The 19,908-nt window shown below is 24.8% G+C and carries 15 protein-coding genes; 7 read left to right on the top strand and 8 right to left on the bottom strand.

Going from position 1 to position 19,908, the window contains the following annotated elements:
* Positions 1-27 precede the first annotated feature (27 nt).
* From trpB to MarbSA_RS05345, 3 genes are all read left to right on the top strand, one after another.
* Positions 28-2,055, top strand: a complete 2,028-nt coding sequence (gene trpB, locus MarbSA_RS10495) for a tryptophan synthase subunit beta (RefSeq protein ID WP_221061101.1) — start codon at positions 28-30, stop codon at positions 2,053-2,055.
* Positions 2,056-2,829 (top strand): tryptophan synthase subunit alpha, encoded by a 774-nt coding sequence (gene trpA, locus MarbSA_RS05350; RefSeq protein ID WP_221062024.1) that lies wholly within the window; start codon positions 2,056-2,058, stop codon positions 2,827-2,829. It begins immediately after the preceding gene.
* Between the two features lie 84 nt (positions 2,830-2,913).
* Entirely contained in the window at positions 2,914-3,390 is a 477-nt protein-coding gene (locus MarbSA_RS05345) for a nucleoside deaminase (protein WP_221062023.1), read from the top strand.
* 45 nt (positions 3,391-3,435) lie between these two features.
* On the opposite strand, the gene MarbSA_RS05340 is transcribed toward MarbSA_RS05345, so the two are convergent.
* Positions 3,436-4,119, bottom strand: a complete 684-nt coding sequence (locus tag MarbSA_RS05340; RefSeq protein ID WP_221062022.1) for a M48 family metallopeptidase — start codon at positions 4,117-4,119, stop codon at positions 3,436-3,438.
* Positions 4,120-4,445: 326 nt separating this feature from the next.
* Between MarbSA_RS05340 and MarbSA_RS05335 the strand changes: the two genes are divergently transcribed.
* From MarbSA_RS05335 to MarbSA_RS05325, 3 genes are all read left to right on the top strand, one after another.
* Complete coding sequence (locus tag MarbSA_RS05335; RefSeq protein ID WP_221062021.1) at positions 4,446-5,405, top strand: SPL family radical SAM protein; 960 nt, start codon at positions 4,446-4,448, stop codon at positions 5,403-5,405.
* Between the two features lie 395 nt (positions 5,406-5,800).
* Positions 5,801-6,385: a TetR/AcrR family transcriptional regulator gene (locus tag MarbSA_RS05330; protein ID WP_054835945.1), complete on the top strand. Its 585-nt coding sequence runs from the start codon at positions 5,801-5,803 to the stop codon at positions 6,383-6,385.
* Positions 6,386-6,661: 276 nt separating this feature from the next.
* A complete protein-coding gene (locus MarbSA_RS05325) occupies positions 6,662-7,855 on the top strand; it encodes a TIGR00375 family protein (RefSeq protein ID WP_221062020.1) in 1,194 nt (397 codons plus the stop codon).
* Positions 7,856-7,899: 44 nt separating this feature from the next.
* Here the strand turns inward: MarbSA_RS05325 and MarbSA_RS05320 are convergent, their stop codons facing one another.
* The 4 genes from MarbSA_RS05320 to MarbSA_RS05305 form a co-directional block, all read right to left on the bottom strand.
* On the bottom strand, positions 7,900-10,134 hold the full coding sequence (locus tag MarbSA_RS05320) for a heavy metal translocating P-type ATPase (RefSeq protein ID WP_221062019.1): 2,235 nt from the start codon (positions 10,132-10,134) through the stop codon (positions 7,900-7,902).
* Positions 10,124-10,471 carry an ArsR/SmtB family transcription factor gene (locus tag MarbSA_RS05315; protein WP_054835347.1) on the bottom strand — a complete coding sequence of 116 codons (348 nt, stop codon included), beginning with the start codon at positions 10,469-10,471 and terminating at the stop codon, positions 10,124-10,126. The genes MarbSA_RS05320 and MarbSA_RS05315 overlap by 11 nt, the downstream gene beginning before the upstream one ends.
* A gap of 215 nt (positions 10,472-10,686) precedes the next feature.
* Positions 10,687-11,484, bottom strand: coding sequence for a winged helix-turn-helix domain-containing protein (locus tag MarbSA_RS05310; protein ID WP_221062018.1), 798 nt, complete (start codon positions 11,482-11,484; stop codon positions 10,687-10,689).
* Between the two features lie 706 nt (positions 11,485-12,190).
* On the bottom strand, positions 12,191-12,976 hold the full coding sequence (locus tag MarbSA_RS05305; protein ID WP_042702392.1) for a DUF4013 domain-containing protein: 786 nt from the start codon (positions 12,974-12,976) through the stop codon (positions 12,191-12,193).
* Positions 12,977-13,378: 402 nt separating this feature from the next.
* Here MarbSA_RS05305 and MarbSA_RS05300 point away from each other — a divergent pair, with 402 nt between their 5' ends.
* Entirely contained in the window at positions 13,379-14,434 is a 1,056-nt protein-coding gene (locus MarbSA_RS05300; RefSeq protein WP_221062017.1) for an acyltransferase family protein, read from the top strand.
* A 261-nt stretch (positions 14,435-14,695) separates the two neighbouring features.
* Here MarbSA_RS05300 and MarbSA_RS05295 read toward each other — a convergent pair whose 3' ends face one another.
* From MarbSA_RS05295 to MarbSA_RS05285, 3 genes are all read right to left on the bottom strand, one after another.
* A complete protein-coding gene (locus MarbSA_RS05295; RefSeq protein WP_042702388.1) occupies positions 14,696-15,253 on the bottom strand; it encodes an acetate uptake transporter in 558 nt (185 codons plus the stop codon).
* Between the two features lie 847 nt (positions 15,254-16,100).
* Positions 16,101-17,219, bottom strand: a complete 1,119-nt coding sequence (locus tag MarbSA_RS05290) for an acyltransferase family protein (protein WP_221062016.1) — start codon at positions 17,217-17,219, stop codon at positions 16,101-16,103.
* A gap of 659 nt (positions 17,220-17,878) precedes the next feature.
* On the bottom strand, positions 17,879-19,198 hold the full coding sequence (locus MarbSA_RS05285; RefSeq protein ID WP_221062015.1) for an APC family permease: 1,320 nt from the start codon (positions 19,196-19,198) through the stop codon (positions 17,879-17,881).
* Positions 19,199-19,908 lie beyond the last annotated feature (710 nt).

The raw sequence follows: 19,908 nt of genomic DNA, 5'->3' as shown, positions 1-19,908 counted from the left end.
ATGTATAATTTTTTGATGAGTGAAATAATGAATAAAGCTGTTAGTGAAGAAGATATCAAAATTAAAATCTGTGGATTGAAAAGAATTGATGATGCAAAAATCCTTAATAAATATGTTCCTGATTATGCGGGATTTGTATTTGCAGAAAGCAAAAGGAAAATTAGTTTTGATAAAGCTAAGGCTATAAAAAATGTTTTGGATGAAACTATTACTACTGTTGGTGTTTTTGTCGATCCTGATATTGAAGATATTTTTTATCTTATAAAAAATGATATTATTGATATAATACAGCTTCATGGTAATGAAGATGAAGAATTTATAAATAAATTAAAAGAATTTGATAGTAATATTAATATTATTAAGTCTATTGAAATGAATAATGGGGATAGTGAAAATAAGCATGATGATGGATTTAATATAAAAAAAACTATTGAAAAATGGGAAAATTCTAATGTTGATTATTTATTGTTAGATAGTGGAAAAGGTTCAGGAAAAATTTTCAATTGGGAATTAATAGGAGATATTAAAAAAATCAAAAAACCAGTTTTCCTTGCTGGAGGTATTAATAGTGAAAATATCAAGAAAGCTTCTAAAATTAAACCTTTTGCTTTTGATTTAAGTTCTGGTGTTGAAAAAAATGGATTTAAGAGTTCTAAAAAAATAAATGAAGTTATAAATAATTTGGACAATATTAATAAATTGAATAATAAATCAAAAAATAAAGAATCAAAAAATAATAAATCAAATATTAATAAGTCAAATATTAATAAATCAATTAATTTAAATAGATTAGATGATGTGAAAGATATGAATAATGGAAGATATGGAATTTATGGTGGGCAATATATTCCAGAAACATTAATGAATGAATTGATTAATCTTGAAGAGCAATATAACTTTTATAAAAATGACCCTGATTTCATAGAAGAGCTTCAAAATTTGTTCAATGAGTATGCAGGGAGACCTTCACTTTTATATTTTGCAGAAAATATGACTAATGATATTGGTGGAGCTAAAATATATTTGAAGCGAGAAGATCTTAATCATACAGGGTCCCATAAGATCAATAATGTTCTTGGTCAAGTATTATTAGCTAAAAAAATGGGTAAAACAAGAATCATAGCTGAAACTGGTGCTGGACAACATGGTGTTGCAACAGCTACTGGCGCTGCATTTTTAGATATGGAATGTGAGATATTCATGGGTGAGGAAGACATGGAACGCCAAGCTCTAAATGTTTATCGTATGGAACTTTTAGGAGCTAAAGTTAATCCTGTTTCATCTGGAACAAAAACCTTAAAAGATGCTGTAAATGAGACAATGAGGGAATGGACAACAAGAGTTCATGATACACACTATGTTTTAGGTTCTGTAATGGGTCCTCATCCTTTTCCAATGATTGTTCGAGATTTTCAAAGTGTTATAAGTCGTGAAATTAAAGAAGAAATATTAAAAATTGAAGGTAAGCTTCCAACAGCAATTGTTGCCTGTGTTGGAGGTGGAAGTAATGCAATAGGCTCATTTTTTAACTTTATAGGTGATAAAGGTGTTAGATTAATTGGCTGTGAAGCAGGAGGAAAAGGTGTTGATACTGAATATCATGCAGCCTCTATTACTAAAGGTGAAATTGGGATTTTCCATGGTATGAAGTCATACTTTTGCCAAGGCAATTATGGTCAAATATCTCCAGTATATTCAATTTCTGCAGGTCTAGATTATCCTGGAATAGGGCCTGAACATGCTTATCTTAATGATATAAAAAGAGCAGAATATGTTCCTATAACTGATGATGAAGCTGTTGAAGCATTTGAATATTTAGCTGAAAAAGAAGGAATTATCTGTGCTATTGAAAGTGCTCATGCCATAGCTCAATCAATAAAAATAGCTAAAAAAATGGATTCTGATGATATTATTGTAGTTTGTCTTTCTGGAAGAGGAGATAAAGATGCTGAATCAATTAAAAATTATAAATTAGCTAAATCAAATAAGTCAGATAAATTAGCTAAATCATCTAATTCAGCAAAATTAAATAAATTGGGTGAAGAGGAGATTTAATTGAGTAAAATTACAGAAATTTTTCAAGATGAAAAAGCATTTATAGGTTTTCTAACAGCTGGAGATCCTTCAAAGGAAAAGACTATTGAGTTTATTTTAGCTATGGATAGTGCTGGAGCTGATTTAATTGAAATAGGGATACCTTTTTCAGATCCAATAGCTGAAGGTCCTGTTATTCAAGATGCTAATTTAAGAGCATTATCTAAAGGTATAAACACTGATGATATTTTTGATTTAGTAATTGATGTAAGAAAGAAGTCTAATATTCCTCTCGTTTTTCTTACATATATTAATCCTGTTTTTTATTATGGTTATGAAAAATTCTTTAAAAAGTGTAAGGATGTTGGAATAAATGGGATAGTTATTCCTGATTTACCTTATGAGGAAAAAGGAGAAATATCAAAAATTGCAAAGATTTATGATGTTGATATTATTTCTTTAATAGCTCCAACCTCAAAAGATAGGATAAGGATGATAGCTAAAGATGCTACTGGTTTTATATATCTTGTTTCATCAATGGGTGTGACCGGTGTTAGAAGTAAGATTAAAACTGATTTAGAAGAAATTATTGGTGAAATAAGGAATGTTACTGATGTTCCAATAGCTGTGGGCTTTGGGATTAACACTCCTAAACAGGCTAAAAACATTTCTAAAATAGCTGATGGAGTTATTGTTGGAAGTGCTATAGTAAAACTAATTGAAGAATATGGTAATAATTCTAAAGATCATTTAAAAGATTATATTTATAGAATGAAAAATGCAACTAGAGTTTGATTACTAAGAATTAAACATTTAATTTAATAATATGTAGTTATATAATATTAATTGTGTTTATGTATATTATTAATTGGTGTTTAAATGGATGATGTTTATTTCATGAAAAAGGCTATTAATGAAGCTAAAAAGTCTATATCTGAAGGTGGGATTCCAATTGGTGCTGTTTTAGTTAAAAATGGGGAAATTATTGGTAAAGGTCATAATCGCCTTATTCAGTCTAATTCTGCTATTTTTCATGGTGAATTAGATGCTATTGAAAATGCAAATAGTAAAAATAGGCTAACTGGTAAGGATTATCAGAATTCTACTCTTTATACAACTCTCTCACCTTGCCCAATGTGTTCTGGAGCTATAATATTATATAATATTCCACGTGTAGTTATTGGAGAGAATAAAACTCTTCTTGGTGCTGAAGAATTGCTTAAAAATAATGGTGTTGAGGTTGTTAGTTTAGATAATAATGAATGTAAGGTTCTTTTTGAAGATTATATTAAAAAAAATCCAGAAACGTGGAATGAAGAAATGGAACGTATTGATGGTACTACATCTTTAAAATAAGTTTTTTAAGCAATTTTTTTAATAACTTCTTAAAATGATTTTTAATTATTCCCAATTTTCTTTATTAAGTTTTTCACCTAAAATTTTTAATTTTTTCTTCTGTTCTGAGTAATCAGGCATTATAGATTCTACTATATTCCAAAATTTCTTTGAATGGTTATGTTGTTTTATATGTGTTAGCTCGTGAATTATTACATAATCAATTGTTTTATCGTCTGCCATAATCAGTTTCCAAGAGAAATTAACACTATTTTTTCCACTACAACTTCCCCATCTTGTTTTGGCACTTGTAATTCCAATTTTTATAGGTTTAACATCCATTTTATTTTTAAAATAGTTAACTCTTTTATTTATATGATTATGAGCTATTTTTTTATATAATTCTATTACTATCGCTTTGATTTGATTTTTTTCAGCTGTTTCTGGTATAAAAAATATCTTTTTGTAATTATTGTATATTGCTGTTTTACCATTAAAAGATTTAATTTGGTTATTTTGTCCTCTGAGTAAAACAAAATCTCCAAAATTCAGTTCAAACTGTTTTTTAAGAAAATAATTATTAAAAATTCTTTCGCTGTGTTTAGCTATCCATTTTTCTTTTGAATTTACAAACGCATCGATTTTATCTTTAGGTAAGTTTACTGGTGCTTTAACTTCTAAGCTACTATCTTTATTGATTTTAATAGCAATAGTTTTTCTATTAGAACGGGTAATTGTATATCTTCTCATAAATATCCTTATTATTTTTAAATATTTTTATTATATATCATTGATTTATTATTACTTTTTTATCTTTTTATCTTTTTATCATTTTATCATTTTTATTCTTTTTATTTTTTTATTCTTTTTTTATTAGTTTATTTATTATTTTTCATTAGCTATCACTATTTATTTTAATATCTTTGTTTTAAATAATTAATATCATTATTTTGGATTATTATTTTAAACATTATTTTAAATATTATTTTAAATATTATTTCAAATAATAATTTAAATATTAATTTAAATTATTATATATTGGATTTTATATTGCTTGATTATATAATAGTGATTAAATGAATCAAAAATATAAAGAAATTATTTGTAAGAGTGCATGTAATAAAACTAAACGTTCTATGCCTTATAAATGGGATTTAAATATTTATAGGGGTTGTGAACATAAATGTAAGTATTGTTATGCTTTGTATTCTCATAAATATCTTGAATCTAACTATAAAGAAAGCTTGAATTCTAAAAATTCTAATAATTCTAGTATCTCTAACCATTTTTTTGAAAATATTTATATAAAATCTAATATAGCTGAAAAACTTGATATTCAGCTTTCTAAGCCTAGTTGGAAAAATGAGATGATAGCTGTAGGGACTGTAACAGATAGTTATCAACCTATTGAAAAAGAATATGAATTAATGCCAGATATATTAAATACACTAATAAAACATAAAAATCCTGCTGTAATTTCAACAAAGTCTGATTTAATATTTCGTGATTTAGATTTAATCAATGAATTATCTGAAATTAATTTTATTAACATAGCTGTAACCATAACTTCTCTTGATGATAAAATTCAAAAATCAATTGAACCAAATACTATATCTTCAAAAAAGAGACTTAATATATTAAAAAAGATAAGAAAAAATACTAATGTCTCTTGTGGACTTCATTTTATGCCAATTATACCTTATTTAACTGATAGCTATGAAAATATGGATCTAATGTTTAAAAATGCAGAAAAACTTAATGTAAATTGCATTATTTCAGGATCACTTAATTTATATGGAAAAACAAGAGGATATTTCCTTAATTTTATAAAAAATGAGTTTCCTGAGATTTATAATGATTTATTCTTTTTATATAAAAATGGTAAAGTTAATAAAGAATATAGTAATGATCTTTTTTCTAAAATTAAAAAGTTTAAAAATGATTATAATGTTGAAACTAATTATTCTAATGTTATAAAAGAAAAAATAAAGGTTTATAATAATTATTTAAAACAATCTTCTCTTTTTGATTATTAATAATGTTAATAATAATTGTTGATTGAATGTCTCTTATGATGTTTTCATATAATATTTTTTTATATTTTTTTATTGTTGTAATTATTTTCATATTTATTGGATACATTATTTTTTATATTAATTTCTTTTTATTTTTGTAATGAGTGTTATTTATTTCCTTGTTTTTTTTAAATAAGATTTATTGCTTTTTAATTATTATTATACTTCTTAATATTTTTTTAATTTTAATTTTAAGGTGGGGGTAGCTATTGTTTTTATTTTTAGGTAGTAATATTTATATAGAGGTTTTTTTATATTATTATATGTAAAATAGTGAGTGTTCACTTACTATACTTTTATATTTTTTAACTTCCCCTTTAATTTGGAGGTGTTGTTTAAAAAGTTTAGGTGATATTTTGTATTTAAAAAGATCTTCAAAAGAGGCTATTATTGAAACTACTTTTTTATTATCTTTAAAAAAAGGTTTTGACAATGTATCAGTTAATGATATTGGGAAATGCAATTCTATGTGTGGTTCATCAGGAATTTATTATCATTTTAAGAAAAAAGAAGATTTATTAGATCATGTTATTGATAAGTATGTTGTGGAAAATACTAATGCTTTTAAAAATGCGCTTGATTCTCATAATGGGACATTAATTGAGAAATTAAAGTTTGTTTTTTATTATCATGTTGGAATAAATATTTTAAGTGGTGATAATGTTCCTTTAGCTGATTTAATTAATTATAAGGATTATTATCTTTTTTTCATGAATTCTTTTCATCTTCGTCCTGTTTTTAGGGATAAACTTTATGAGTCTCGAAAAGGTAAGCTGAATTGTTTTGTTAAGAATTTATCTGATGGTTCTGTGGAGAATGGTTTGTATATTTATGCTGTTTTAAGGGGATTTATTATTGATTGGATTTTATCTCCTGATTTTGATTTGGATGTTAATATTGATAGATATTGTAGAATGATTTTATCTGTTTTAGAAAAATAGCATCATTAAAATATTATATTAAATAAAGCTATTAAAACAATATTATTAGATATAATTAAATAGATTTATTAAAATAGTGTTGTTAAAATAGGATTATTAAAATGGCGTTATTAAATAGAGTTATCAAAATTTTATTGTATTAAAATATTTTCATTTGGATTTATTATTTTATTTTTTCCTGATTATTAGCTTTTTATTTTATTATTAACTTTTAACTTTATTTTTTTAAAAAAAGAATCATCATATTAATATATTAAAATAATCTAATATTTTCACATGATAGTAAATGCAGACTTACATATTCATAGTTGTTTTTCTATGGCAACTTCAAAAGATATGCTAATAGATAATATTGCTCCTCAAGCAAAGCTAAAGGGGCTTCAACTTATGGGTACTGGGGATGCTCTTCATCCTGGATGGTTAGATATAATTGAAAAAAGTACTGAATATGTTGGAGGTGGCATATACTCTACAAAATACTGTGATTTTATTCTTACTTGTGAAATTGAGGGTGAAAAGAAAATTCATCATCTTATTATTATTCCTAATATTGAAATAGCTAGGGAAATAGGAGATAAGCTTGTTTCTAATAATAAATATAAAGATGGTCGTCCTAGAGCTAAAATGAATGGAAAAGAAATTATGGACTTAGCTAAAGAATATGATTGTTTAATTGGCCCTGCTCATGCATTCACTCCATGGACTGGTATGTACAAAACATTTGATAGTATTATTGATTGTTATGGTCGAGCACCTGATTTTTTAGAGCTAGGATTATCTGCAGATACTGATATGGCTGATACTATTGAAGAGCTACAAAATATTCCATTTCTTTCAAATTCTGATGCTCATTCTCCATGGCCACATAGATTAGGTAGGGAGTTTAATCAAATAGAACTTCAAGATATTTCATTCGAGTCTTTAAAATCTTCGATTAAAAACAACAAAATTAAAGCAAACTATGGTCTTGTTCCGAATTTAGGTAAATATCACATGACTGCCTGTACTAAGTGTTATAAATTAATAGATCCTAACTTGGCTATTAAAAATAAAATGAAATGTAGTTGTGGAGGAACTATAAAAAGAGGTGTGGATTTTAGAATTTCTCAGATAGCTACCTGGAATAAACCCCATCATCCTTCTCATCGTCCACCTTATATACACCTACTTCCTTTAGCTGAAATTATTAGTATGGTTTATGATAAGGGGGTTACAACAAAAACTGTTCAGGGTAAATGGAAAGAGTTAATTGATAATGTTGGTAATGAAATTGAAATTTTGATTGATGCTCCAATAGATACAATATCTAAAGTCAATGAGGATCTTGTTCCTGCTATTGAATCTTTTAGAAATAAATCTTTATATATTAATCCTGGTGGTGGGGGAAAATATGGGGAAATCTCTTTTGATGAAAAACTAATTAAGAAGGAAGTAGAAAAAGATAATAATGTTACTTTAGATAATTTTTAATTTAATAATTAGAATTTGAAAATAGAAAAAATGAGATTTTAATTCTATTTTCCTATTCTAAGGGCATTAGCTACTACTAAAAGTGTTAATCCCATATCACCAATCAAAACTGCTTCCCAAAGACTAACATAGCCAATTACTCCTAAAATTGCTAGAATAGATTTCACAATTAGGGGTATTGCTATATTTTGCTTTATAATTCCCATTGTTTTTTTAGCTATATCAATTAAGTAGTTTACTTTTGATATATTATCTTGCATTAAAACTATATCTGCAGTTTCAACAGCTACATCGGCACCACCCATTCCCATAGCTATTCCTACATTAGCTCTTGCAAGTGAAGGAGTATCATTTACTCCATCTCCGACCATAGCTATATTTTCATATTCTTTACCCAATTCTTCAACAATATTAACTTTATCTTCTGGAAGAAGATTTGGATAGTAATTATCAAGTCCAAGTTTTTTTGCTACATTTTTAGCAGTTGCTGAATTATCTCCAGTTAACATAATAGTTTCAATGGATTTATCTTTGAGTTTTTCTATAGTTTTAGGACCATCTTCTCTTATTTTATCATTTAAATTGATAAAACCCAATATCTCATTTTCATTTCCAATAATAACACTAGTTTTTCCAATATTTTGGCTTTCTAGATTTAGGTTATTAATATCGTTTTTTAAATTCTCATTATAATCAAAAAGTTCTTTTTTACCAACATAGAATGTTTGCTGGTTTATTTCTCCTTTTAAACCTTTTCCAGCTATAGATTTAAAATTTTCCACTTTAAGCGATTTTATGTTGTTATTTTTTTGATATTCATTAAATGCTTTTGCAATTGGATGTTTTGATTGATTTTCTAAACTACAAGCTATTTCTATCATATCTTTTTCTTTGAAATTATTTAGTGTGTTTATATTACTGATTTCTAGCTTACCTTCAGTTAAAGTTCCAGTCTTATCAAACATAACAGCTTTTATATCTGCTAATGCCTCAATATATTCTCCACCTTTAATAATTATTCCATTTTTAGTTCCTGCTGTAATTGCTGAAACAATAGAAACCGGGGTTGAAATAGCTATTGCACAAGGGCAAGATATAACTAATAAAACTAATGCTCTGTATACCCATTCATTAAGAGGTTGTTTAAATATTAAAGTTGGTATTATTGCAACAAGCATAGCTAATACAATAACTGTTGGAGTGTAATATCTTGCAAATTTATCTATAAATAAGTCTATTTTTGCTTTTTTATCTTCTGATTCTTTTATTAAATCAATTATTTTTGAAAAGATTGTTTCATTAGATTTTTTAGTGACTTTTATTTCGATATATCCATCTTCATTTATTGTAGAAGCGTAAACTTCGTCTCCTTCTCTTTTTGTAACTGCTAAACTTTCTCCTGTAATAGAAGATTGGTCAACAGATGTAATCCCTTTTATAATAGATCCATCTATTGGAATTTTATCCCCGGGCTTTACTATCACAGTGTCTCCAATGGATAAATCTTTAACATTAACTTCAACTTCTTCAAATTTATTATTAATTCCACTATTTCCAATTTTTCTTTTTACAGTTGCTACATCGGGAGATAGTTTAACTAATTTTGATAATGATCTTTTTGACCTGTCTAGTGCATATGTTTCTAAATATTCTGCAAGGAAAAACAGAATCATTAATGTTGCACCTTCTCCTCCATCTCCAAGAAGGAATGCACCAAAGGTTGCTATTGTTATTAATAATTCTATTTTTACTTCTTTATTGAGTAATGATGTTATACCATGTTTTATTATTCTAGGTCCAACAATTAATACTACGATTAAATATATTATTTGAGATATTATGTCTTGATTAATATTGATTGATAGATCAGAGATGGTTGATAGATCGAATAGATTAAAACTCATTGTAGATATAAAATATCCTATTACAAATATAAATATGCCTATTCCTAATATAATCAATGGTTTTTTAGATTTTTTCTCTTCAATACTATCTATGTTTTCAAGTATACCTTGTTCACAGGCACATCCTTGATGCTCATCATTGCTATTTTCATGGTCATGACTACAACAATCATCTTGTTCATCGTTTTCTTCATGGCTCTGATCGCAACAATCATCTTGTGCCTTTATTGTTTTTTCAGGGCCTTGGCTGCAACAATTGTCTTCATTTTCAATTTTTTCATTTTCATTGTAACAGCAGTTGTCTTCGGTATTGTTTTCTTCATGGTCACAGCAATTATCTTCGTTTTCTGGTGCTGTTTTATTTTTAGAATCCATATTCATTCGCCTTTCTTATTATTGAGATAATTTCATCATTTTGCAATGAATAAAAAGTTTGTTTATTTTCTTTTCTAAATTTAACGATGTCTTTATGTCTAAGTAGTCTTAATTGGTGTGAAATAGCTGATTGACTTATATCTAATAGTAAAGATAGTTCACATACACAAAGTTCTTGATAACTAAGTGCGCAGAGTATTCTTATCCTATTATAGTCTCCAAGCAGTTTAAATAGGTTAGATATGTCATGATATGTATTATCGCTTGACATTTTCTTTGTTACTTCAGCAATAAGATCTTCTCTAATACTTTTAATTTCACAACCTTGATTTGACATATGAACATATATTCATATATTCATATTTAAAGTTTTCTATCTTGATAATTTTTTAATTACTTAAAATTTTTTATATGAACTTTTATTTAATATACAATTAAAAATTAGATAAGAGTAAAAATTTAGATAAAGGTAAAAATTAGCTTAAAATGAATATTTATAATAATAAATATATTATAATAAAACAGTTTATACTATGATATAATTATTAAAAATCAGCTGTTTATGTTTAAAACAAGCTGTATAGTTTTAAATCCTTTTGTTGTTAGTATATATTCTCCATGGTCTTGTTTTTGAAATATTAAATCATTTTCTATTAGCTTGTTTATGTGGAATATAAGATTTCCTCCTTTCAAATTGGTTATATTAGAAAGGGATGAAAAACTCTGTGGCTCGAGAGCTATTGATTTTAATATTTTCAACCGTTTTTCATGAGATATAGGATCTAAAAAACCTTTAACAATCTTTTGTTCATTAATTTCAGATATTTTCTTTTGATCTTCTTCTTTTTGATTATCATAAATCTTGAATGATTTAATTAAGTTTATTTGATTTTCAAATATGTTAGAAACTTCATTAAAACACACATCACACTCTTCTTTTTTACTAACTTTTCTTAAATCTTCTAATTCTGTTTTAATTTCACCTATTTTTTCTGGTGTTAGATTTTTTGGATTTAAATCGATAGTATGCTTTTTTAAATATTTTTTAAATACATTTTTACATTGTTGTTTCATATCACAATGATTAACCATTCTTTTTTCTAATTCAGGATCCATTTTATCTATCATATATCCATTCATAGATCCAATGAATTCATTTTTGAGGTTTGAATACATTAAATTTAAATATTTTTCATTAGACTTTTCAATCATATTCTTCATATCTTTTTGAATGTCTCTAATCATATCTTTCATTTCAGCTATTGCTTCATAATCGTCATGAATACTCAAATCATTTACTTTTTCTATTCTTTTTTTAATTTTTTTTTCATTAGTAGTATTATTCCCCATCATTTCCCCTTTTTATTTATTTTTATATTTTATTAATTTTTAAAATATTTTTAAAAGATTACAATAAATTTAATATAAAATTTATAAAGTTTATAAAATTTTTAATAAAATTTTAGTTATTTCAATATATTTAACTACATTTTTGTGACGATTAAGTATATATTTATATTTATATATAAATTGTTTTATAGAATATTTAGATTTTTTAAAATACTTAGATTTTCTGTAATATTTAGAATTTTTTAAAAAAAGTTGCAAATATTTAGTAAATTAGTTCATAAGCTATTTACTAATTATTTTATTAATAATTTGAATAATGAAAGAAATTAAATAAAAAAATTATATTCTAAACTATTATCATATTTTAATTTATTTCTATATTTTGAATATTATTATATTTTAAATAGTCCCATATTTTAAATTATTTTCATAATTTAAATTATTCTAATTTTTAAAATTTTAAAAAGAAAAAAAATCGATAAATAAAATAGAGTAAAATAAGATAATAAAAAGAGCAAATAGGCAAAAAGGGTAAAATAATTAACAAAAGGAATAAAATAGGATAAATAAATTATCCTTAATTATTAATATTGTTTCTATGAATTATTCTATTATAATTAAAATCCCAAATATACTATTAAAATATACTTAGAAGTATAATACTTAAAAATATACTAATTAGCTTTATCTAGTTTTTAATTAATTTTTAGCTATTTTTTTCATTATAGATTAATCCAGTCGCTCTTGAAGAGAACATAACAAGATATGGGTTGATAACTAATAAAGTAATTATAAATCCTATGAATGGTATTAAATTGATTATTCCCATAATAAATCCAACGATAAATAATATTATGAACAATAAAATATACCATACAATATAATTTCCCCATCCAATCTTTTTAATTGTATTGAATATTTCACCAAATTCAAATGCAGCACCCATATTTCCTTTTTCTGCAAATCTAGCAATACCAATAGTTATAATCAATGTTGTTATGATTAATAAAATAATTCCCACAATCATTACTGCGAAAAATGAAGCAAATAAGTTAAACGCTAATTCATTTGAAACAGCTCCTCCACTGAGAGCTATTATTTGAGCTAAATTATTGAATGCTCCGCTTGCGATAGCTACTAATATAGTTATTATAACTGGTATTATGTAATATACTATTGAAATAATTAAAATTTTTAGCCCATTCAAAATATCATTGCCAATTTCAAACGATGGAATTGTGTCCATATTATTGACAGTATTCTTAATTATACTAAAACCATATCCCATTATAATTAAATTTATTATAAAACTTATAATAGAAACTATAGTAAGTACTATTCCAGTGAAACCAATACTATTTAAGCTTATTCCAATAGCAGGAATAACTAAAACGATATTAGCTATTATAGTCAATAATCCTAAGATTAATACATTTTGCCAATTATTTGATGGATATGTTAATCCATCTTTAAAAATTTCTACGATTTTCATTTATTAAACTCCTTTACGTTTTAAATATAAGTCTAACTTATATAAGCTTAACTTATACTAATTATTATTTTGTTTATACTATATTTAATTCTTTCTCAATTTTATTGAAACTTTTTAAAGTTAATTAGTATAATATTCATTTTGTTTATAAAAACAAGTAAATATAAATGAAAATATTTAAAATATAAAATATTCAATATTATTTTAAGATATTTATATAGATAATAAATACTTTATTTTTAAACATAAAAAATCAGAACTTCACTAATAATAAAAACTTCGTTTTTAAACTTTTAAAAATAGAAAATTTTTAAAAATAATAAAAATGTTTATATAATTCTTAAATAATAATTTATTTTATATATCTTATAATGGATTTTATATACTATAATGGGGAAGAATATGAGGAAATATTATCTTGATGTTTTAAGACTTTTAGCAATTTTTTTAGTGATCATTCTACATATCTTTTTAATTTATTCTACTTTACCCTATTATATAAAACAGGGGAACAATGACTTTTTAACTTATGTCATTATACTATCTTTAGTTTGGTTAATGCCCTTATTATTTACTATTGCAGGAATTACATCTTTTTATTCTTTGAGAAAAAGAAGTATTGGAGAATATCTTAAAGAAAGAGTTCAAAGATTGTTAATTCCATTCATAGCGGCAATGTTTCTTTTAAATCCAATTTTATCTTTTTATGGGCTGAAATTTCATGAAAATATTCAAATTAACTATTTAGAGTTTTATCCTCTTTTTTTTAAGGTTACAGATCTTACAGGATATGATGGTGGTTTAACTCTTGGACCAGCATGGTTTATTTTGTTTTTATTTATAGTTTCATGTTTAGCTGTACCAATTATTCTGTTATTAAGAAAATATAAGATTGATTTAAGTAATAAGGACTTTTCAATTTTTACAATAATTTTATTAGGTATAATTCCGGTTATTTTGTATCCTATACTTAGTAGTGGAGAGGGCAAAAGTATTGGAATGTCTTTTGCTTTCTTTTTATTGGGGTATTATGTTTTGTCAAATGATAATGTTATGATGAAACTTGAAAAAAATAAGTGGTTATTAGGAATATTAACTTTACTATTGACAGTTGTTTTCCTTGTTGGAGCTATATATTTCGGAAGTATTTTTGGACCTATATCCTTTTATTACCAAGCATTTTATGGCTGGGTTTGCATTCTTTTATTATTAACAATAGGTAAAATATTTTTAAATAAAACAAGTAATATCCTTCAATATTTATCTGAATCATCCTTTACAATATATATCTTTCATGAATCAATACTTGTTGCAGTTGCCTTTTATATAATACAAATAACTTCAAATATTTATATTCAGATGATATTAATATTTATATTAACTGTATCACTATCTATTGGTTTTTATGCCTTATGTCAACGGTTTAAGTTAACTAGATTTATTTTTGGAATAAAATAAAATATTTTAATACACAAAAAACTAATAATTTAAAGCTTTTATATTTTATTTTTTAGTTATTTTCATTTTCTTTTTTAATTATTTTGATATTAGCATTTTAGCATTTTTAATATTACATAAAAAAGTTTAGAATAAAGCTTTAGAATATATTATAAATCAAATATTATTAATTAGCTATGGTTATAAAAATTTTGAATATATTTAATATATTATTAAAAAAGAATTAAAATAAAAAATAAAAAAGAAAAAAATAATAATTATTTATAATTTAAAAATATCTTTTTCCCAATCATTGTTAATAATTTGCCCAACACAGCCATAAATAGATGCTATACCTAATAATATTCCAACATATCCTCCAATTATTTTTAAAATAGTTATTCCTGTAATATCAGCTATAGCTAACAAAAAGAACAAGATTGAAACTAGGATAAATAAAATTTGAAGAATCTTTGTATGTTTCAATGAGCTTATAAACATAAGACTTGTAAAACAACCAAAAATAAATAAAAGTACACCCATAGAAATAGGATCAGCTGGTTGAATATTTCCAATACCTGGTAATAACCAGATCATCGCAAATGAAAGCCATAAAAATCCAAATGAAATGAAAACTGTAGCTCCGAAGGTATTTTTAAATTTCATTTCAAAAATTCCTGCTATGATTTGTGCGAAACCTCCTAAACAAACTGCCGCTGCAAGAATAACTGTTGATAAATCTACAATTCCTGCATTATGTAAACTGAGTAATATCGTCGTGGCTCCAAACCCAAAAAATCCTAAGGGGGCTGGATTAGCAAATGTATTTTCTGATGCCATATTTTTTCTCCTTATAATTATATGATTTTTATTCATTTTCATGAATTTTATAATATATTAGCTAGATTTGAAACAATCTGTAATATATATAAAAAAAATTCATGCAAATCATATTTAAATTAACATTATATTTAAATTAGTAGTACTTGATATTTTAAAAATTCTTAAAATAAATAATATTTATAAAAATATATTTTTTAAAGGATATTTTCACCTAATTATAAATATATCTAGGCATTAGGATGAATTAATTGGTATTGGCATAATAAAATAAATAAAATATATAATAAAAATTTCATAACAATCGATTATTATTTACAGTATCTAGTATTGATTTTTTTTCAAATAATAACATTATTTTAGAATATTTGAAATTTTGAAGGATAAATATGAAAAATCATTTATATTCATTAAACAACTTAAATTATCATCTATTCAAGAAGGGATTTGGAGGGATTTGAACCCTTGATCTTAAGATTAGGAGTCGTTAGCCTTATCCAAACTAGGTGTTAGCTAATTGATTATTAAAATTTAAATTAATTTTTCATGTTTGTTTATTTTATTTTTATCTGCTGTATTTTTTCTTATTTTCCATGGATATTTGTAATTATTAATATTAAGAGTTTAAATTCTTTCAAAATAGGTTAAAAATGTTGTAAGTTGATAAAAATATTTATTATACTGTTATACCTAAATTGTGTAAATATAAAATATTATTATTTTTTTTAGATTTTCCTTCTTTTATCCTAAAGAGAGACTTAATAAATTTAAAATCTTTTGTTGAAAATTGTTAATATTGTTAATTTTTTGCTCGAAAAGGCTTTTCACCGAGATTTTCTGTGATAAATTAGTTTTTCATTCCAAATAGTGTTTTAATAAGTGGAATTCTTCTTATAACTTCGATGTTGATAATTGTCATAATGAAGCTCAACACCATGATGAGGATAACTTGGATAGCTATCTGGTTTGGAATCCATTTTATAATATAGTATGTAAACATATTGATCCATACTATTTGGAATATGTAAATTGGAAATGAGACTGAAGAAAGGTATATTGTTGCTTTATTTTTAAATTCAAGGTAGTGTTTACCCATACCAATTATTCCCAGCATTCCTAGCCACATGATGAGGTTAATGTATGAGTTTGCTAAAAATCCATAGATAATTGTAGATAGGGATAATGATGTGGCTGTTGTGGTGTTTGTAGAGGAGCCAATACCACCTAAAACCAACTGGATATAGATAGTCAATAAAATAATAAATGATATAAAAAGTGGCCAGCGATGCTTTTCCAGTTTTTGCTGGACAGTATCGTCTGATAACAGGAAATATCCGAAGACGAATAGTAAAAAGAACCCAATTATACTTTTTTCTGGAAATATATTGAGAAAATAGTTTCCTATAGTTAATGGAAAAACCATTAGTAAAAGTTTAGGAATGGTAAATTTTTTTATTATGTAATTTTGTTTGTCATGATTTAAAATTAGTGGAAGTGCAAGTAGGGATACTATGAATAGATAAAGTAAGAACCATAGTGGCCCAATTGGTAATGACCATCCTATAGCTGTATGGTTAGAAGTAGTGAAAATACCAACTATATGGTCAGGATTAGTGAAAATACTAATCCATAAGTCTATAAAATTTCCTGTGTAACCATAGAACAGGAATACGAAGTATACACTAAATGGTATAACTAATATCATACCTGCAATCAATGGGATCAAAAGTTTTGAAACTCTTTCTTTTAGATACTGTGTAATGTTTCTTTTTTTTAGTGAATAAAATGTTGCAATTCCTGCAATAACAAATAATAATTGCATGAACCAAGGGGCAAAAATTAAAATAAATGTGTCTGCAAAAATATTATTTGCAACGTGGAAATAATAAGATCCAATACCACTATAGATAAGTAAAGTATGATAAGGGAATAATAATAGAATTACAATCCAACGTAGATTATCCATATAATATTTTCTCATAATTATCTTATCCTATTGGGTCTATAGTACTCAAAAAGTTGTTTGAAACTTTCTGAAACATTTTTTAATATAGCTATTTCTAATAGATAATTATATTTTGATAATTTTGAATATATAAATTTTCCTATCTTAACTTCAGAAGAAAATACTAAAAAATACTATAAATCTAAAAACAATAAAAAATCTGAAAAATATAAAGTTTTAACTTAAAAATTAAAGATTTTAAAGTTTATTATAATTATTTAAAAGTTATTAAAAATTAATAAATAATTAATTTACTCTATTTCCCAAATAACATATTAATAAATTTATATTCAAAAAATAATATCAAAAAATCATTTATTAAACGGACTTGGAGGGATTTGAGCTCGTTTTCTAACGATTAGGGGTTGTTAACCTTTCTAAATTAGGCTAAAAGTCCAAAAAAAATAATAACAGTTATTGTTTAGTTTTTTAATTATTAGTATTTTTTTTGGGTTTTCATTTATTCTCATTAATATTCATATGAACAGTTAGATTTTATAAAACTATAATATTTTAATTTATAGCTAAAAATTAATGGAATATATTTTTGCAGAGTTTTTAGATAATTTTAAAGTAAAATTTATTATTTTTAGCTTAAGTAAACATATTATCATATTTAATTACATTGTTTGAGGTTTATTATTTTTTGTATTGTTTTTTTTATTTAAATAATATATTAGTAATCCAAATAGTATCCATATTCCCCCATATAAGAATGCTCTTGGACTTAAGTATGAAGATAAAAATATACAACTTATAACGCCTGCTACTGGTGTGATTGGAAAAAAAGGAACTTTAAATCCACGTTTAACATTAGGAGATGTCCTTCTAAGTTGTAATAAACTTAAGTTAATAAATGCAAAAGTTAAAAGTGTTCCTAAGTTGAAAATTGATGCAAGTTCTTTGAGATTACCTGTAGAAAATATAACTATTAATGGTATAGCAGAACCACATAAGATCAAAGAATAAAATGGAGTACCATTTTTTGAAATTTTACTCAAGACATTTGGAATTAAGTTTTTACGAGCCATTGAAAATAATATTCTAGATACACCAATAATAGAGGATAAAATTACTGATGTAGTAGCAAATAAAGCAGATATACTTATGAACTTTTGTATAAAAAAGTTGTTTGTTGCAATAGAAAGAGCAGCTTCAAGAGGTGCACTTGATAAACCTAATATTTTCCAATTTAACAATCCAATAGCTACTAAGGCCACACCTATATATAAAAATAAAGATACTGAAAAAGATAAAAGCACTGCTTTTGGAATATTTTTTTTGGGATTTTTAACCTCTTCAGATACTATAGTTATAGTATTAAATCCTATAAATGCAAAAAAAATGATAGCTGCCCCTGAAAAAACTCCTTCAATTCCATTAGGGAAAAAAGGTTGATAATTACTAATATTAAAGTGATTCATAATATAATAAGTCCCAACTAAAATGAAAACAATTAATGCAGATACTTTTAAGATAACAAGAGCTGTATTTGCTTTTGATGTTTCTTTTATCCCTTTTAAATTAAGTATTGTAAGTACAATTGGCCAAACAGTCGCTACAGCAATGATTATACTTTGAAGTGGAGCTATATTTAAGAAATATGTAAGATAAGAAGCAAAGCCAATACTAACTGCACTTGATCCAATTATATAATCAAATGATTTTACCCATCCAATAACAAAACCCATAAGTTTTCCAAAAGCTTTGTGAGCATATATATAACCTCCTCCTTCCTCTGTAATGAAAGAAGAAAGTTCTGCAGATGATAATCCAGTTAATAAAGCTGTTAAACCTGCAATTATGAAAGAAAAAACAACCGCTGGTCCAGCAAGACCTGAAGCAACCCCAATTAGAACAAAAATACCTGTACCAATAATTGCCCCAATTCCAATGCTAGCTGCTCCCCACAAACTCAAGTCACGGTTTAAATTATTCAAAAAATCTCATCCATTTATAAATACTAGGTTTAAATTTTTCTTATTAGCATTATATTATTAATATTTTGTTTTTAATACTTTTAATATTTTTTTAACATTAATAAAAATTCAATCTCTCTAAGTTAGATTAGGAACTTAAACTCTTTAAATTACCTTATAAGTTCAAAATACTTATTTTCAGTGAAAAATATTGGGTTTTATAGAAAATAAAACTCTTCTTAAAGAAGGAAAATATAATCAAATGTTGTCATTTTACCAATTAAAGTTATTATTATGGTTATTTTTATAATAATCCTTTTAATTGATTTATTTATTATTTTCAATGTTAAAAATAATTAAAGGACTTGGAGGGATTTGAACTTGCGCTCTAACGATTAGGATTTCAGTGAATTATCCAGCTTGATTACTCACCTATTTGCTGTGTAGATGTTTTATTTTTTGATTGGTTTTATTTTGATGTTAAAAAGTTTATTGATATATAAAACTTATATTTTAAAAATGAAGATGAATTAGAGAAAAGTAGGATAAAATTCCATATAAAATTAATATAATATTTAAAAATACATACTAAAGAAGAAAATAGATAAGTTAAAAGAAACATTGGATATTAAAATGTAAATAAATAGCAAAGTTATATTAAAATTCGTGAAAAAGAATAGAAATATAAGATATATAAATAATTGTCTTATTTAATAAAATGAAATAAAAAA

Origin of the sequence: Methanobrevibacter arboriphilus (assembly GCF_019669925.1) — an archaeon.
GTDB classification, from domain to species: Archaea; Methanobacteriota; Methanobacteria; order Methanobacteriales; family Methanobacteriaceae; genus Methanobinarius; species Methanobinarius arboriphilus_A.
The sequence above is the reverse complement of the archived record's forward strand: the minus strand, read 5'-3'. Positions and strand labels throughout refer to the sequence as shown.

What these genes read in the sequence shown, in the direction of transcription:
- trpB (WP_221061101.1), top strand. Translation starts at nt 28, where the DNA reads ATGAATAAAGCTGTTAGTGAAGAAGATATCAAAATTAAAATCTGTGGA.
- MarbSA_RS05345 (WP_221062023.1), top strand. Translation starts at nt 2,914, where the DNA reads ATGGATGATGTTTATTTCATGAAAAAGGCTATTAATGAAGCTAAAAAG.
- MarbSA_RS05340 (WP_221062022.1), bottom strand. Translation starts at nt 4,119, where the DNA reads ATGAGAAGATATACAATTACCCGTTCTAATAGAAAAACTATTGCTATT.
- MarbSA_RS05335 (WP_221062021.1), top strand. Translation starts at nt 4,446, where the DNA reads ATGAATCAAAAATATAAAGAAATTATTTGTAAGAGTGCATGTAATAAA.
- MarbSA_RS05325 (WP_221062020.1), top strand. Translation starts at nt 6,662, where the DNA reads ATGATAGTAAATGCAGACTTACATATTCATAGTTGTTTTTCTATGGCA.
- MarbSA_RS05320 (WP_221062019.1), bottom strand. Translation starts at nt 10,134, where the DNA reads ATGGATTCTAAAAATAAAACAGCACCAGAAAACGAAGATAATTGCTGT.
- MarbSA_RS05315 (WP_054835347.1), bottom strand. Translation starts at nt 10,471, where the DNA reads ATGTCAAATCAAGGTTGTGAAATTAAAAGTATTAGAGAAGATCTTATT.
- MarbSA_RS05310 (WP_221062018.1), bottom strand. Translation starts at nt 11,484, where the DNA reads ATGGGGAATAATACTACTAATGAAAAAAAAATTAAAAAAAGAATAGAA.
- MarbSA_RS05305 (WP_042702392.1), bottom strand. Translation starts at nt 12,976, where the DNA reads ATGAAAATCGTAGAAATTTTTAAAGATGGATTAACATATCCATCAAAT.
- MarbSA_RS05300 (WP_221062017.1), top strand. Translation starts at nt 13,379, where the DNA reads ATGAGGAAATATTATCTTGATGTTTTAAGACTTTTAGCAATTTTTTTA.
- MarbSA_RS05295 (WP_042702388.1), bottom strand. Translation starts at nt 15,253, where the DNA reads ATGGCATCAGAAAATACATTTGCTAATCCAGCCCCCTTAGGATTTTTT.
- MarbSA_RS05290 (WP_221062016.1), bottom strand. Translation starts at nt 17,219, where the DNA reads ATGGATAATCTACGTTGGATTGTAATTCTATTATTATTCCCTTATCAT.